Annotated in this window: 15 protein-coding genes and 1 tRNA gene; 9 read left to right on the forward strand and 7 right to left on the reverse strand. The window is 71.5% G+C overall.

Annotated elements, in window-relative coordinates; translation table 11 throughout:
* Nucleotides 1–29: 29 nt before the first annotated feature.
* The 5 genes from OH804_RS28800 (at nt 30) to OH804_RS28820 (ending at nt 4558) form a co-directional block, all read left to right on the forward strand.
* Complete coding sequence (locus tag OH804_RS28800) at nt 30–1043, forward strand: aminoglycoside phosphotransferase family protein (RefSeq protein WP_406060687.1); 1014 nt, start codon at nt 30–32, stop codon at nt 1041–1043.
* Between the two features lie 111 nt (nt 1044–1154).
* Nucleotides 1155–1661, forward strand: a complete 507-nt coding sequence (locus OH804_RS28805; protein WP_238662381.1) for a hypothetical protein — start codon at nt 1155–1157, stop codon at nt 1659–1661.
* 89 nt (nt 1662–1750) lie between these two features.
* Nucleotides 1751–2443, forward strand: coding sequence for a response regulator transcription factor (locus tag OH804_RS28810; protein ID WP_196920256.1), 693 nt, complete (start codon nt 1751–1753; stop codon nt 2441–2443).
* A complete protein-coding gene (locus OH804_RS28815; protein ID WP_406060690.1) occupies nt 2436–3902 on the forward strand; it encodes a sensor histidine kinase in 1467 nt (488 codons plus the stop codon). Before OH804_RS28810 ends, OH804_RS28815 begins: the two co-directional genes overlap by 8 nt.
* A 56-nt stretch (nt 3903–3958) precedes the next feature.
* Nucleotides 3959–4558, forward strand: a complete 600-nt coding sequence (locus tag OH804_RS28820; protein ID WP_196920254.1) for a hypothetical protein — start codon at nt 3959–3961, stop codon at nt 4556–4558.
* 39 nt (nt 4559–4597) lie between these two features.
* On the opposite strand, the gene OH804_RS28825 is transcribed toward OH804_RS28820, so the two are convergent.
* Entirely contained in the window at nt 4598–6199 is a 1602-nt protein-coding gene (locus OH804_RS28825) for a ricin-type beta-trefoil lectin domain protein (protein WP_406060692.1), read from the reverse strand.
* Between the two features lie 175 nt (nt 6200–6374).
* Nucleotides 6375–8597, reverse strand: coding sequence for a glycosyltransferase family 39 protein (locus OH804_RS28830; RefSeq protein WP_406060694.1), 2223 nt, complete (start codon nt 8595–8597; stop codon nt 6375–6377).
* Between the two features lie 122 nt (nt 8598–8719).
* On the opposite strand from OH804_RS28830, the gene OH804_RS28835 reads away from it, so the two are divergent.
* The gene (locus OH804_RS28835; RefSeq protein ID WP_406060696.1) at nt 8720–9427 is read left to right on the forward strand and encodes a glycosyltransferase family 2 protein; all 708 of its coding nucleotides are present in this window, start codon (nt 8720–8722) and stop codon (nt 9425–9427) included.
* On the opposite strand, the gene OH804_RS28840 is transcribed toward OH804_RS28835, so the two are convergent.
* The gene (locus tag OH804_RS28840; protein ID WP_196920252.1) at nt 9413–10306 is read right to left on the reverse strand and encodes a transketolase family protein; all 894 of its coding nucleotides are present in this window, start codon (nt 10304–10306) and stop codon (nt 9413–9415) included. The genes OH804_RS28835 and OH804_RS28840 overlap by 15 nt on opposite strands.
* Nucleotides 10307–10311: 5 nt before the next feature.
* Nucleotides 10312–11007 carry a transketolase gene (locus OH804_RS28845; protein ID WP_406060698.1) on the reverse strand — a complete coding sequence of 232 codons (696 nt, stop codon included), beginning with the start codon at nt 11005–11007 and terminating at the stop codon, nt 10312–10314.
* Between the two features lie 47 nt (nt 11008–11054).
* On the opposite strand from OH804_RS28845, the gene soxR reads away from it, so the two are divergent.
* Nucleotides 11055–11528: a redox-sensitive transcriptional activator SoxR gene (soxR, locus tag OH804_RS28850; RefSeq protein WP_406060700.1), complete on the forward strand. Its 474-nt coding sequence runs from the start codon at nt 11055–11057 to the stop codon at nt 11526–11528.
* A gap of 53 nt (nt 11529–11581) precedes the next feature.
* Here the strand turns inward: soxR and OH804_RS28855 are convergent, their stop codons facing one another.
* Complete coding sequence (locus OH804_RS28855) at nt 11582–12580, reverse strand: NAD(P)H-quinone oxidoreductase (protein ID WP_406060702.1); 999 nt, start codon at nt 12578–12580, stop codon at nt 11582–11584.
* 159 nt (nt 12581–12739) lie between these two features.
* On the opposite strand from OH804_RS28855, the gene OH804_RS28860 reads away from it, so the two are divergent.
* Nucleotides 12740–12826: transfer RNA gene (locus tag OH804_RS28860), tRNA-Ser, on the forward strand.
* A 63-nt stretch (nt 12827–12889) separates the two neighbouring features.
* Here the strand turns inward: OH804_RS28860 and OH804_RS28865 are convergent.
* Together OH804_RS28865 and OH804_RS28870 are read right to left on the reverse strand one after the other, a co-directional pair.
* Nucleotides 12890–14044: a low temperature requirement protein A gene (locus OH804_RS28865; protein ID WP_406060704.1), complete on the reverse strand. Its 1155-nt coding sequence runs from the start codon at nt 14042–14044 to the stop codon at nt 12890–12892.
* A 78-nt stretch (nt 14045–14122) separates the two neighbouring features.
* On the reverse strand, nt 14123–14278 hold the full coding sequence (locus tag OH804_RS28870; protein ID WP_406060706.1) for a hypothetical protein: 156 nt from the start codon (nt 14276–14278) through the stop codon (nt 14123–14125).
* Nucleotides 14279–14421: 143 nt separating this feature from the next.
* On the opposite strand from OH804_RS28870, the gene OH804_RS28875 reads away from it, so the two are divergent.
* Nucleotides 14422–14964 (forward strand): YbhB/YbcL family Raf kinase inhibitor-like protein, encoded by a 543-nt coding sequence (locus tag OH804_RS28875; protein WP_406060708.1) that lies wholly within the window; start codon nt 14422–14424, stop codon nt 14962–14964.
* Nucleotides 14965–15070 lie beyond the last annotated feature (106 nt).

The raw sequence follows: 15070 nt of genomic DNA on the forward strand, positions 1-15070 counted from the left end.
ATGCGGGACGGCCGCCTAAGGTGCCCAGCGTGACGACGATCGCCGGTGAGCGCGCGCCCGACTGGTCCAGCGAGCAGTGGCAGGTGCGGGCCCGATCCTGGGTCGACGCGCAGCTCAGCCGGGCCGGCCGGCGGGTGACCGGGCTGGTGGAGCCGAGGGTGCGTCCCTGGTCACTGGTCTGGCGGGTGCCGACCGACGACGGGCCGGTCTGGTTCAAGGCCAACAACCCGGGCACTGTGCACGAGGCGGTCCTGATCGCGGCGCTCGCCGAGTCGACGCCCGACCGGGTGCTGACGCCGATCGCCGTGGACCCGGCGCAGGGCTGGTCGCTGCTGCCCGACGGCGGTGAGTCGTTGCGCGACGTGTTGGGGCGCGACCCCGATCTGGCGCACTGGGAGCGGGCGCTGCCCGGGTACGCGCAGCTGCAACTGGCGAGCGCGTCGCGCGCCGACGACCTGGTCGCCCTGGGGGTGCCGGATCAGCGCCCGGAGGTGCTGGCCGGCCTCTTCGCCGAGCTGCTCGACGATCACGAGGCGCTGCTGGTCGGCGTGGAGGGCGGGCTGAGTCCGGAGTTGCACGAGCGGCTGCGGGCCGAGCTGCCGTCGTACGCGCAGCGGTGCCGCCGGCTCGCCGACCTCGGCATCCCGGCGACAGTGCAACACGACGACCTGCACGACGGCAACGTCTTCGCTGGCGAGGCCGGGTACCGCTACTTCGACTGGGGTGACGCCTCGGTGGCGCACCCGTTCGGCACGCTGCTGGTGACCCTGCGGTCCATCGGGCACGAGAGGAAGCTCGCCGCCGACGACGCCCAACTGGTGCGGTTGCGCGACGCCTACCTGGAGGCGTGGACCGACCGGTACGACCGCCGGACCCTCGTGGAGGCCGCCGACCTCGCCATCGGCCTGGGGCCGGTGAGCCGGTCGCTCTCCTGGCGTCGGGCACTGGACACCGCCGAGGAGTCCCGCGCCGAGTACGCCGACGCGGTCCCGGGCTGGCTGGAGGAGCTGTTCGCCGCCAGTCCACTTCAGCCCAACTCCTGACCATGATCCGTCCGAGTCGGAAGTCGGACAGGCAGTGCGACATGCGGCGTGGAACTTCCAAAAAACATCCGTGACCCACGTCACCCCGCTGGGGAGGTCGTTGGGCAGGTCATGGACGTCTTCTCCCGAACGTTCCTTCCGGCCGCCGCTGAGGCTGGCCTGGCCGTGCAGACGGTGAGCCGGCACATGCCGGTCTTCCGGCGCTGCGTCGGCTCCGGTGACGCCACCATCCTGGTCACCCGTTGCAGCCGCCCCGACCGTCCGGTCACCGGCGACTACCTGTTGCTACTCACGCACCGCCGCCTGGTGGTGACCCAGCAGACCCGCCTTCTGCACCGACTGCGCCTGCACCTCAACACCGAGTTGCGCGAGCTGAGTAACGTCACCTGGAGCCCGGACCCGCGGCTGCAGTCGGTGGAGATGGCGGCCACCGCGATCGACGGGATCCGTGAGCGGTTCCTGATCCGGACCAGCCACCCGAAGCAGGTCTGGCAGCTCGACGCGCTGCTCAACCAGGCGTTCCGGACCCGCCTGCGGCCGCCCGGCGCCCGGGTCGTCGCCAGCATCGGTGACGCACCGGCCGTCGCACGGCCCGGCATGTTCGCTCCGTCCTGGTGAGCTGACCCCGACCGGGTGTCGCACCGCCTTTACCGAACTCGAACACGTACCGATCGCGCCGAGCCTTCGCAGTCGGCAATCATGGGCCGGTGACCGTCGAACCACCGCATCGCGGGCTCGTCCTCGTCGTGGAGGACGAGCCGGCCATCGCCGACCTGGTCCGGCTCTACCTCGCCCGGGACGGGTTCGGCGTCCACCTGGAACGTGACGGCGAGGCCGGTCTGAGCGCGGCCCGCCGGTTGCGTCCGGTGGCCTGCGTCCTGGACATCGCGCTGCCGGGTCTGCCCGGCACCGAGATCTGCCGCCGGCTGCGCGAGGCCGGCGACTGGACCCCTGTCATCTTCCTCACCGCCCGGGACGACGAGGTGGACCGGATCGTCGGCCTGGAGTTGGGCGCCGACGACTATGTCACCAAGCCGTTCAGCCCACGGGAGCTGGTCGCCCGGGTGCGCGCGGTGTTGCGCCGATCCGCCGGCGGCCCGGAGGGCGCGGACCGGCCACGGGTCGTCGGGCCGGTGACGCTCGACCCGGCCCGCCGCACGGTCACCGCCGCCGGTGCCCTGGTGCAGCTCACGTCCACCGAGTTCGACCTGCTGGCCCACCTGATGGCCCGGCCGGGCCGGGTCTTCACCCGGGAGGAGCTGCTGGCCGGGGTCTGGGGTTACGCGGCGCACGCCGGCACCCGGACGGTGGACGTGCATGTCGCCCAGGTGCGCGCGAAGCTCGGCCCGGCGAGCGTGATCCGGACCCATCGCGGTGTGGGGTACGCGGTCGATGCCTGACCAACCCGGGCACGTCGAGTCGCCGACCATGGCCCTGCCGGTGGTCGGCGCCACCCCACCCGCCGCACCTCGACGAGGCCGATTCGGTCGTACGCTGACCGCCCGCGCGGTGCTCGTCACCTGCGCGGTGGCGCTGGTGTCGGTGCTGGTCACCGCCATCGTCGCGGTGCCGTTGGCGATCCGGGGCGCGGAGCGCAGCGAGCAGGAGGCACTCGCCGCCCAGGCCCGGCTCGCGGCCGAGGTGCTGCGGACCCGCCTCGACCGGGGTCGCAGCGCCGACGAGGAGCGGCTCATCCAGCAACTGCGCGACCAGGGCATCGACGCGTACCTGATCCGGCGTGGGGCGGTCGACCGGGCGGGTCTGCCACCCCGGGTGGTGCAGCGGATCGGGCAGGGCCGCAACGTGTCGGCCCGTCGCGCGGTCAACGGTGAGCGGGCCCTGGTCGAGGGTCGGGCCCTGCCCGGCGGCAACGGGGTGGTGCTCTCCCGTCCGTTGGCCAACGGGCTGTGGGCCCGGGTGCTGCTCAGCCTGTGGTTGCCGCTGCTGGCGGGGTTGACCGCCGGTGTGGTGGCGGGGCTGCTGCTGGCCCGTCGGCTGGCCCGGCCGATCCGGGTCGCGGCCACCGCCGCCGCCCGGCTGCGAGCGGGTGACCGCGCCGTCCGGGTGCCGGTCGAGCCGCCGGACGAGGTTGCCGACCTGGCCGAGGCGTTGAACGGGCTCGCTGCCGCACTGGCCACCAGCGAGGGTCGACAGCGGGAGTTCCTGCTCTCCGTCTCGCACGAGCTGCGCACCCCGCTGACAGCGATCCGGGGGTACGCCGAGGCACTCGCCGACGGGGTGCTCGGTGCCGACGACACGGTGGACACCGGTCGGACGATGCTGACCGAAGCCCAACACCTGGACCGGCTGATCGGTGACCTGCTGGCACTGGCCCGGTTGGAGGCCGCCGACTTCCCCCTGGAACCGGTGCCGGTCGACCTGACCCGACTGGCGGTAGACGCGGAGCCGACCTGGTCCGGTCGGTGCGCTGCGGTGGGCGTGCCGTTCCGGGTGGAGACGCCTGGTCGGCCGGTGCCCGCGTACACCGATCCGGGGCGGATCCGGCAGGTGCTGGACGGGTTGCTGGAGAACGCGCTGCGGGTCGTACCCCCGGGGTCGCCGGTGGTGCTCGCGGTCCGGCCGGCCGGCGCGGACCCGGCGCACGGCGGCGTGTTGGAGGTTCGCGACGGCGGGCCCGGCTTCACCGACGACGACCTGGCGGTGGCCTTCGAACGCGGTGCCCTGCACGAGCGTTACCGGGGGGTGCGCAAGGTGGGCAGCGGACTGGGGTTGGCGCTGGCCGCCGGGCTAGTCCGCCGGTTGGGCGGGGAGATCGCCGCGGGGCACGCGCCGGAGGGCGGTGCCGCCTTCACGGTCCAACTGCCCGGCGATCCTTACCTGACCCGAACATCGGTCTGACGCTCCGCTCGTCGTTCCCGGGAAGGCTGAGGGCTCCACTGACGAGAGGGAGAGTCATGCCACGTTGGGGTATCGCCACCGGCACCACGGCACTGCTCGCGGCGGTCGCGCTGGGCGTCAGCGGCTGCGGGGCGGCCGAGGTGGCCAGCCAGCCCGCCCGGGACGTCGCCGTCGAGGTCGCCGCCGCCATGGGGGTCGAGGGTCAGGCGCTGACCGCGATGGGCTTCGACGCCGACGACCTGGACGTACTGACCGTCGCCGCACCGGCCACCCCGACGCCGGGTGCGTCCCCCAGCGCGCAGGAGAAGGGCCGGGAGAAGCGCGGCGAGGAGTGGCGCAAGCGCCGCCAGGCCCGCGTGCTGCTGCGCAAGAACACACTGCACGGTGAGGCGGTGGTGAAGACGAAGGACGGCGGTACGCAGACCGTCGCCGTGCAGCGCGGCGAGGTGACCGCCATCGACGGCGACTCGATGACCGTCAAGTCCACCGACGGCTTCACCATGACCTGGACCTTCGGCGACGACCTGCGGGTGGTCGAGCGGCGGGCCACCGTGCAGCCGAGCGAGGTGAAGGTCGGCGCGACGCTCGGCGTCGCCGGAGCGAAGGACGGCGACAAGGGCGTGGCCCGGCTCATCCTCATTCCCCGCGCCAAGTGAGCGCAGGGGCCCTGGTCGACGCCAGGGCCCCTGCCCACCTCAGTAGACGCGGGAGCCGATGAAGTCGTCGTGACCGTAGCCGACCGGGTTGGCGGCGGTACGGGCCTCGAACGACCACTGCTGCCGGGTGCTGGTGGAGCAGTTCGCCAACCGCAGGCGAGAGCTGCCCAGCAGCGGGTTGTCGAACGCCACGCAGAGGTTGGTGGCGCTCGCCGGCCTGATCTGGTTACCAACGAAGACGAACTGCTGCGCGCCGGTGCCGTTGCAGTCGTAGATGTTGACAGCGGTGCCGGCGTTCATCGAGCTGTTGGCGACGTCCAGGCACCGGTCGTGGGACAGCTCCGAGTGCAGCGACCGCCGGGCCGAGTCGTACCAGAAGCCCTGGTTGCGCCCACCGTGGCAGGAGTACGGCTGCTGCGCGGTGCCGTTGCGGGAGTCGTACCCCTTGCCGTCGACGCAGGTGCCGGTGGCGAGGTTGCGCAGCTGCTTGAACTCCAGCAGCCCCGGGTAGAGCACGCCGCCGCCGGTGCTGGCCGGGTCGACGCAGCTTGCCCGCGTCTGCCCGGAGTTCCAGAACTGTGTGATGCACTGGGCGAACATGCCGTGCCCACGGGCGTTGGGGTGGAACGACTGGCGGGCGGCGTTCTCGTTCCAGATGCCGACCTCGATGTAGAGGCCACGGACCGAGGTGTTGTCGGTGCACACCTCGTGCCCGTGGAAGAGCCGGCTGGCGTCCAGGTAGCGGGTGCCGGTGTTCGCCGCTGCCGAGCGCAGCGCCGACTCGAACATCGGCACCGCCTTGTTCCGGGCGAACGCCGCGTCGGCCAGGTAGAGCAGACAACCACCGGAGTACCAGCCGGGGAAGTTGGGGTTGTCCTCCACGTCTGGGCTGCCGGGACTCGGGTACGACATCAGCACCAGCTCGTAGTCCGACCGCAGGTAGCCGGCGTTGGTCATGGTCTGCCGGATGTCGGTGAGCGCCGACTCCACGGCCTGCCGGCTGCCGTCGGTGCGGATCGTCCACTGGTCGGTGTAGGTGGGGTAGCAGGCGCCCTGGAAGAAGACCCGGCGGACGGCGCAGTCGGTGGCGACCGGACCGAACTGGATGGTGCCGTCGCCGTTCGCGCCGACCACCACCCAGATCAGCTTCACGTGCGTGTTGCGTGCCTTGATGCCCAGGTGGTCGCCCTGGTTCAGCTCGTTGTGCTGGGTCGGGCCGCCAGCGATGAGGTTCCAGGGGGTGGCACCGGAGCAGGCGATGTTGTACTGCGCGTCCGACGTGATGCCGGTGCGGAACACCGCCTGGTCGTACGAGCGGTCGCACCAGTTGCCGTCCTGGTGGGTGCCGGGGACGTAGTTGCCGACCCCTTCACCGGAGATCTCACTGTCACCCATGGTGACCAACGCGGTGCGGCGCTGTTCGATCGGGCGGATCGCCGGGCTGCCGTAGAGGGCGGTGGCCTCGGCGGCCCGGATGGCTTCGAGGTTGGCGGGGAGTGGTTGGACGGTTGGTCGGTCGGCGGCGGTGGCGGGGGTGGCCGGTCCGGCGAGCATCGGTAGGACGAGAGCGGCGACGGCGACGGCGACGGTGATGGCCCGTCGTCGGGTCGCGCGTTCGGGCCTGGCGGGGATTGCAGGCATCGACGCACTCCTTTCGGCTCAATCGCGGGACGTCGATTGAGTTACCAGACGGTAACGTGCGGATCAACAGATGTGAATGCGCCTCAGATCCTTGCGCGCGGGATGCAGAACCGCCCGGATCGGACTATCCGGGCCTGCGGTTTGGCGCCAGGGCGGCTCTGGGCCGGCTCCTGGTTCAGCGGCCCGGTGGCAGGGCGTAGCCGACGTAGTTGCGGAACTCCAGCCGCCAGCCGGCCGGGACGAGTTTGGCGCAGGCCGCCTTGTTGCCGGTGCAGACGATCGCGTCGACAGAGGAGGGCTCGGCCGGCGGTCGTTCCGGCAGTACGGACTGCAACGCCACCAGGTCCGGTGAGCCGCCGTCGGGCTGCCGCAGCAGCAGCCACCACGGGTACTCCCAGTTGTCGTTCTGCTGCACCAGCCCGATCCGGCGCGCACCGCTGTCCTGGACCACTGTCGCCGCCCAGCGGAACTCGTCGGCCCACTGCGGTCGGCGCAGGAAGCGGGTGTCCCAGTCCGAGGTGGTGAACACCGAGCCGGCCCCGACCAGTCGGCGCGGGAAGCCGTACGACAGTGCGAGCACTCCGGCCAGCGCCGAGGTGGCCAGCACGGTGACGGCCGCCACGGTGGCCACCGAGCGACGCCCGCCCGCGCGGTCACGCAGGAGCGCGTCCAGCCAGAGGCCGGCGAGGGGCACGGCCAGCACCACGGCGTAGAGCAGCAGCCGGTTTCCCCACGGCTGCCACTTGATCATCGCGGTGTGCAGCAGTGCGGCGGTCAGCACCACCGCGGCGTACGCCCGCAGCGACCCGGCCCGCTCGGGTGCGATCCGTCGTGGTCGGGCCAGCGCGATCACCGCGCCGATCACCGCCAACGCCCCGGTCAGCGGAAACGCCACCCGGTCCTCGTCCGGATACCAGGCCGGCTCCGGAAACAGCTCCCGACCAAAGGTGATCGCGCGGTCCTGCGGGTCGACCCCGACCGCCTCGGCGCCGCTGATGATCACTTCGGCTCCGGCCCGACGCAGCGGTGCCAGCGGGGTGTCGAACGCGGTGTGTCCGATCCGCAGCGCGTTGACCACTATCGACGCCGGGTCGTGCCGTTCCATCGGGATGGACTCGCGCAGCCGGGGTGGCCCCAGCGGGTGCCCGAACTCGGCGGTCACCCGCGCCAGGAACGGGCCGACCACCACGGCCGCGACCACCAGGATCAACACCGAACCGCCAACCGTGCGGGCCAGCCCGCCGACCGACCAGGACCGCCGTCCCCCGCCCGCCGCCGCCGGGCCCGCCGGTGCCGGTTGATCGGCCCGGGCCAGCCTCAGCTGGGCCAACCCCCAGAGCACCAGCAGCGGGCCGACCGCGATCAGGCCGCTGGTCTTGGTCACCGCGGTCAGCCCGGTGGCCGCCCCCAGCCCGAGCAGCGTGCCCCAGCCGGTCCGCCGACGCAGCCCGTCCAGCACCAGCGTCGCCGCGCAGGCCACCCACGCCGCGCAGATCAGGTCGGTCTGCGTGCTGGTCGCCTGGAGCGCCACCATCGGCGTGGTCGCCAGCACGAACGCGGTGAGCAACTGGGCCCGCCGGCCGCCGCCGAGCTGCGCGGTGATCCGCGCGGCCACCAGGAGGCAGACCACTCCGGCCGCCCACTGCACCAGGTTGTACAGCTGGTCCCCGCCGGTGAGCAGACGCAGGTGCAGCAGCAGGTACTCGGCGCCGGGCGGGATGGTCACCTGCCGGTGGATGGCGGTGGGCCAGAAGTCCAGGTCGCCCTGGGCGACCCAGTGCTCCACCTTCGGCAGGTGATAGGTCTGCGAGTCGAAGTTGTTCGGCTCGGCCAGCAGCGCGACAAGCAGCTCCACCAGGACCAGCCCGCCGATCGTGCCGGCGAGGAGCCGCTCGCCCGGTCGGGCCGTACGCCAGGTGCCGACCGCCACGGCGAGCAGGCTGGCGGGCCCCCAACCGGCCCGAGCCGGCGCGGGGTCGGGCTCAACGCGCTCGGCGGCCGGGGCGGAAACGTCGGGGCCGCCACCGGACACCACCGCCCCCACCGGAACCTGTCGCGGCACGGCACCGACTGTCACCGGCGCGTTGCCGACTGTCACCGACGTGGCTGCGAACTGCTGCCCGAGGCCGGCTTCGCGTCGCCACCGCAGACCGGCCGCTGTCGCGGCAGCGGCCAGGAAGAGCAACCAGGCGACGGCGAAGGCCTGTCGGGTCAGTGCGTGCGACGCGCCGAGCACCTCGACGACGAGCACCGCGTACGCCCCGCCGAGCAGGACGGCGCGCACCACGCCGAGCCGCAGCGGTGCCACTGCACCAACCTCGCGTGGCCGCACCGCGACGGTGAGCAGGAGCAACGCGGCGGCGGGAACCGCCGCGAGCAGGGAGCCGGCAGCCGACATGGCGGAAGTAAACACCATGGATCTGAACCCGCCGCGCCGACTGCCCACGGTGGCGGTATGTGGTTAACAAATCAACCAGGCTAGGCTATGGCCGTCGTGTTGCCGCCACCGTGGAGATTCCCGTGAAGCTCTCGATCCTCATGCCGGTCTACAACGAGGAAGAACGCATCGCGGATGCCCTCAAGCAGGCATTGGCGGTGGACTATCCCTGTGAGATCGAACTCGTCGTCGTCGACGACGGCAGCCGCGACGGCACCGGCGAGGTCCTCGGTCGCGCCGACGACGCGCGCCTGCGGGTCATCACCCACCAGCGCAACGCCGGCAAGGGTGCCGCCATCAAGACTGCTGTCGACAGCGCCGAGGGCGACTACATGGTCATCCTCGACGCCGACCTGGAGTACGACCCGCAGGACATCCCCAAGCTGCTCGACCCGGTGCTCGACGGGCGGGCCACGGTGGTCTACGGCAATCGCACCTTCGGTAGCCACAGCGCCTACAGCTTCTGGTACGTGATGGGCAACAAGGGCGTCACGATGGCGGCCAATGTGCTGTTCAACTCGTACATCGGTGACCTGGAGACCTGCTTCAAGCTGATGCCGGTTGCGCTCTACCGCTCGCTCGAGGTGCGCTCGCGCGGCTTCGGCATGGAGGCCGAGGTGACCGGCAAGCTGCTGCGTCGCCGGATCCGGCCGTACGAGGTGCCGATCAGCTACCGGGCGCGGGGGCGCGAAGAGGGCAAGAAGATCACCTGGAAGGACGGCGTCGAGGCGATCTGGATCCTCGGTCGCGAGCGCGCTCGCCGCCGCCCCGCCGTCTCAGCCTCCAACTGACCCCAGGAACGCGCTGATCGACCTACGCAGGCCGTCGGCGTCCAGACCATGCCACCGGGCGTGGTCGGCCGGGTCGCCGTACCGTCGCAGGTCGGTCTGACCGACCCCGAGGGCGAGCAGTCGGTGCGGTACGTCCGCCAGTGCCCGGCTGACGACAGCGCTCGACGTTCCCGCCAGGTACGGCTCGACAAGCACCACGTCGGTGCTGGCGAGCGCCCGCAGCCCACGGCTGTCGAACGGCCGGGGCGTGTGGGTGTACGCCACCGTCACGTCCATCCCCTCGGTCGCCGCCAGTGTGGGGTCGAGCATCGGTCCGACCGCCACCACGAGCGGCGCGTCCGCCAGGCCCCGCCGGAGCACCAGTAGCCGGCTGGCATCCGGGTACGCCTCCGTGTTGCGCTGCTCGGAGAGCCGCAGGTAGACCGGATCGTCGGTGGTCGCGGCGTTGCGCAGCAGCGGCGCCACCTCGTCCGGGTGGCCGGGCACCCGGACCGTCCAGCCGTCGCCGAGGGAGTCGAAGAGCGCCACGTCCCCGGGTGACTGGTGGGTGCGGCCCTCCGCCGACCCGTCGTACGACGCGCCGATGCTGACCAGGACCGCGCCCACGCCCTGGTGATCCAGGTCCAACTTGATCTGCTCGTACGCCCGGTCCACCAGGAACGTCGCGTACGAGTGCGCGATCGGACGCAGCCCGGTCAGGGCCAGCCCCCCGGCCACGCCGATCATCAGTTGCTCCCGGATGCCCACGTTGAGCACCCGGTCCGGGTGCCGGTGCCCCGCTGGGGCGAACTGGGCCGCCGATATGTCGGCCAGCACCAGTGCGGTACGCGGGTCCTCGTCGAGGAGCGCGGTGGCGGTGTCGATGAAGGCGGTACGCATGTCGGTCATCCCTTGCTCTCGGTGCGGGCTACCACCAGGTGCGGGTGTCGTGGCCGGTGCCCGGTCAGCGCCGCGTACAGGGCTTCGTGGTCCCGGCCGTCGACGGTGTCGGCGGTCCAGCCGTTGACTGTGAACCGGCTGGCGATGCCACCGGCCCACCCGTAGCTGGCCGACGCGTTGTCGACCACGACGGCTGTGAGGTTGTCCAGGCCTGTCGCTCCCGCGTACGCGATCGCCTCGTGGTTGGAGCCCTCGTCGAGTTCGGCGTCGCCGAGCAGCACGTACACCCGGGGTTTCAGCAGTCCCTGGGCGCGCAGGCCGAGCGCGGTGCCGACGGCCAGCCCGAGCCCGTGCCCGAGCGAGCCGGAGCCGATCTCGACCCCGGGCACCAGGAGCCGGTCCGGGTGGTGGCCGAGCCGGCTCTCCGGGCCGGCCAGGTCGTCGAGCCAGGCGTCCGGGATGAAGCCGTGTGCGGCGAGCACCGCGTAGTAGGCGGCCGGTCCGTGGCCCTTGGAGAGCAGGAAGCGGTCCCGCTCAGGGGCGTCGACCGTGTCGGGGGTGACCCGCAGCACCCGGTCGTAGAGCACCTGGAGCACGTCGATGGTGGAGTGCGCGCTCGGCGCGTGCTTCTCGTCACCGGTCAGTCGTCGGATCAGCCCGGGCAGGCGGGCGCTGCTGTCGGTGGGCAGTGTGGTGGTCATGCCACTACTGTGTGAGTTGAAGTGGACTTCAACTCAAGGACCTGGTGATGCCGGATCTACTGACGATCGGTGAGCTGTCCGCCCGTTCCGGGGTGGCAGCGTCGGCGCTGCGCTACTACGAGCGACTCGGGCTGATCCGCGCCGACCGTACCGGCGGCAACCAGCGCCGCTACGCCCGCGCCGAGTTGCGGCGGGTCGCCTTCATCCGGATCTCCCAGCAGGTCGGTGTCTCGCTCGACGAGATCCGGGCGGCACTCGACTCGCTCCCCGAGGCGCGCACCCCCAGCCCGCAGGACTGGGCGCGACTCTCGGCGAGCTGGCGGAGGCGGCTGGACGAGCGGATCCGGCTGCTCACCAAGCTCCGCGACGACCTGGACGGCTGCATCGGCTGCGGCTGCCTGTCCTTGCAGCGCTGCACGCTCAACAACCCGGAGGACACCCTGGCCGGGGAGGGCCCGGGCGCCCGGCTGGTGCTGCCCCGACCGACCGACGACCCGAACCTGGCAGGCGCGCTCAACTGACGGCCGACCGGATGGGCGCGCTCAACTGACGGCGAATCGGGTGGGCGCGCGGCTCAACTGACGGCCGCTCCTCCGCCCGGAGGGCGGGTGAGCAGCACCTTTCCGAAGTGATCGTTCGACTCGACGAGCCGGTGCGCCTGCGCCGCCTCGGTCATCGGCAGCCGCCGGTCGACGATCGGCCGGATCCGGCCCGCCTCGACCAACGGCCACACCTCGTCCCGTACGCCCTGGACGATCTCCGCCTTCTCGGCGAGCGGACGGGACCGTAGCGACGTCGCTGCGACGCTCGCCCGCTTGGCCAGCAGCGCACCGAGATCCAATTCGGCCTTGCGCCCACCCTGCATACCGATCACCACGAGCCGACCGCCGGTGGCCAGCGCGGAGACGTTCCGCCCCAGGTAGGACCCACCCATGATGTCGAGGATGACGTCCACGCCGCGCCCGTCGGTGACCCGCCGGGCCTCCTCGACGAAGTCCTGCTCCCGGTAGTCGATCAGGTGCGCCGCGCCCAACTCCCGCAGCCGGGCGTGCTTGCTCTCCCGCGCGGTGGTCAGCACTGTGACGCCGAGGGCCGCGCCGAACTGCACGGCGAAGGTGCCGATCCCGCTGCCACCGCCGTGCACCAGCAGCGTGTCGCCCGCCCCGAGCCGCGCCACCTGGACCAGGTTCGACCAGACAGTGCAGGCCACCTCGGGCAGCGCCGCCGCGTCGACCGGGTCGCACGCCGGCACCGGCAACAGTTGCCCGGCGGGGACCGCGACCCGCTCCGCGTACCCGCCGCCGGCCAGCAGCGCGCAGACCTGCTGCCCGACCGCCCAACCGGCGACCTCCGCGCCAACCTCCGTGATCACCCCAGAGCATTCCAACCCGGGGTACGCGGGCGCCCCCGGCGGTGGCGGGTAGTGCCCCTGCCGTTGCAGCAGGTCAGCGCGGTTCACCCCGCTGGCCCGCACATCCACGATCACCTCGTCCGGCCCCGGCTCCGGGTCGGGCACCTCGGCCCACACCAGCGCGTCGGGTCCACCGGGCTGCGGAATCGTGATGGCTCGCATGGGCCCAGTCTTCCCGATCTTCCCGGGTGCCGCAGGCGCACCGTCCAGCCCACAGTGGACACCAGACCGCCTGGCCGGCGTACCGGGGAGGGACGCCGGGCCGTCCGAAGCGAGCCGTGGCACACTATGCGTGGCCGTACGCCCACGGGTGGCGGCCCAGGAGGGTTCGCCTAGTGGCCGATGGCGCTGGTCTTGAAAACCGGTAAGGCAGCGATGTCTTCGTGGGTTCGAATCCCACACCCTCCGCCCACCTTGATCCACTCGGCTTCCCGGAGATCGGGGTGTCGGACCTCCTGCGACACCCCGACATCACTGAACCCGAGTCGATCGTCTCGTCCGCGCCTCGCAGCTGAGCAGCACGACGAGAAACGCGGTGAGCAGGCCGAGAGCGGCCAAGCCGGGCAGGTGCCGGCCGACGGGGAGCAGCAGCAGCGCCACGACGGGTGCGACGAACTGCCCCGGTCGTACGCACCGGACGCTGAGACTCAGGAACGCCGCCCGGCCCCCGAGGAACAGGGCGGCCCCGCCGAACAACGCGACGACCGGCATCCACTCCGAGATGCCGTGGGACTCCTCATGTGCCAGGCCGGCCAGCACCTGCTCGACCCCCAATGCCACGTAGATGGTCCCGGCGAGTACCGGGAAGTGGGCAACGCTGTAGGCGTTGGCACCCACGTGGGCCCGCCGCAGCCCGGACTCTGTCGTCAGCGCCTGCCTGGAGGTTGCTGCGCTCGCGGAGTAGAGCCAGTACAGGCACACAGTGACGGCCAGGGTGAGGAGCGCGGCCAGCAGGATCGGTCCACGGATCCGCTGAGTTCCGACGCCGGCGGCGACCGAGATCAGGGATTCCCCGAGCGCAATGATCACCACGAGGCTGTGCCGCTCGGCGAAGTGGCCGGGGCTGCGTACGGGCCACCCGCTCAGCATCGAGGAGACCACCCCGCCGCCCATGTCGATGGTGAGGGCCAGCGCCCAGAGCAGGATCTGTGCGGTGCCGCCGAACACGGCGCCGAGGACGAGCGGAATCCAGGACAGCGCGGTGGAGAGGGTGTAGAGGCGAATGGTCCTGCGTACCTGCCGGTTGCCAGCCGCCACCCAGCGGAAGAGAACCAGATCGACAACTCGAAGCACGATGTAGGCCAGCACCAGGATCAGCCGGGATCCCGTTGTACCCGGTCCGGTCCTCCAGGCGTCGGGGATGACGAGGGCGGCGACGAAGACGGCCGCCATCGCGACTGTGACGCCGGCGCGGATCAACCCCACATCGATCCGGACGTGGTTGCCCAGCCAGGAGTAGACCAGCCAGGAGATCCAGAGCAGCAGGAGTACGAGGAATCCCTGCATCAAGGTCACCGGCGCGGGCCGCTGGCTCATGAACGTGGTGACGCGGATGAGCCCGAAGACGAAGACCAGGTCAAAGAAGATCTCGAACAGAATGGGTCGGTGTGTTTCCGGGGTCACCATCGGTCGTGCCCCGAAAATCCGCCCCATCAGGTCATCTTGACGGTCAGCGGCGAGGTGGTCCGCTGCGCCGCGTCCCGGTCACTCCGGCGGGTCGCTGGTCCGCCGCTCCCGGCGGATCGTCTCCTCGGCCAGTCGCTCGACAGCTCGTCGGCGCTCGTCGGCGATGGCTCGCTCGTCCCGGCGGCGGAACGCGGTGATGACGGCCACCACGAAGTCCCGCCAGATGCCGGCCACGATGTCCCCCTGAGGAACGCTGCCCGACCTCAAACGTAGCTCTGCGAAACCACACCGGGTCAGCGCGTGCTTCCGGTCGTCGGGACGGCCGTGGCGGGGTAAGAAGGGGCTGGTATCTCCGCACATCGGAAGGACGCGTCCCCATGACCCTGGAACGACCGATCGCCCCGGACCCGTACGAGCTGCTGCCGACGCTGCCCTCGTTCACGCTGACGAGCGACGACGTGCAGAACGGCGAGCCGATGGACGCCCGGCACGCGCATGGCAGCACCGGGGGCGACAACGTCTCGCCGCAGCTGACCTGGTCGGACTTCCCCGCCGAGACGAAGAGCTTCGCGGTGACCTGCTACGACCCGGACGCGCCGACCGGCAGCGGTTTCTGGCACTGGGTGCTGGTGAACGTGCCGGTCAACGTCACCCAGTTGCCCACCGGTGCCGGCGGCGCTGCGGGCACCGACCTCGGCGGGGCGTTCTCGGTCCGCAACGACTACGGCGAGCAGGGGTACGGCGGGGCGGCTCCGCCGCCCGGTGACCGCCCGCACCGGTACGTCTTCGCGGTGCACGCCCTGGACGTCGACCGCTTGGACCTGACCCCGGACGCCAGTCCCGCCTACGTCGGCTTCAACCTGACGTTCCACACCCTGGCGAGAGCCGTGATCCGCCCCACGTACCAGATCAAGGAGTAATCCCGCCCCCAGCTCCCGCGATCTTGCACTTACTGTCCCGACATCCCTGGCATAACGGGGCATAAGGACGACAGGAAGTGCAAGATCGCCGGGGCCGGGGCCGGGG

Source organism: Micromonospora sp. NBC_00860 (assembly GCF_045207375.1).
Lineage (GTDB): Bacteria > Actinomycetota > Actinomycetes > Mycobacteriales > Micromonosporaceae > Micromonospora > Micromonospora vinacea.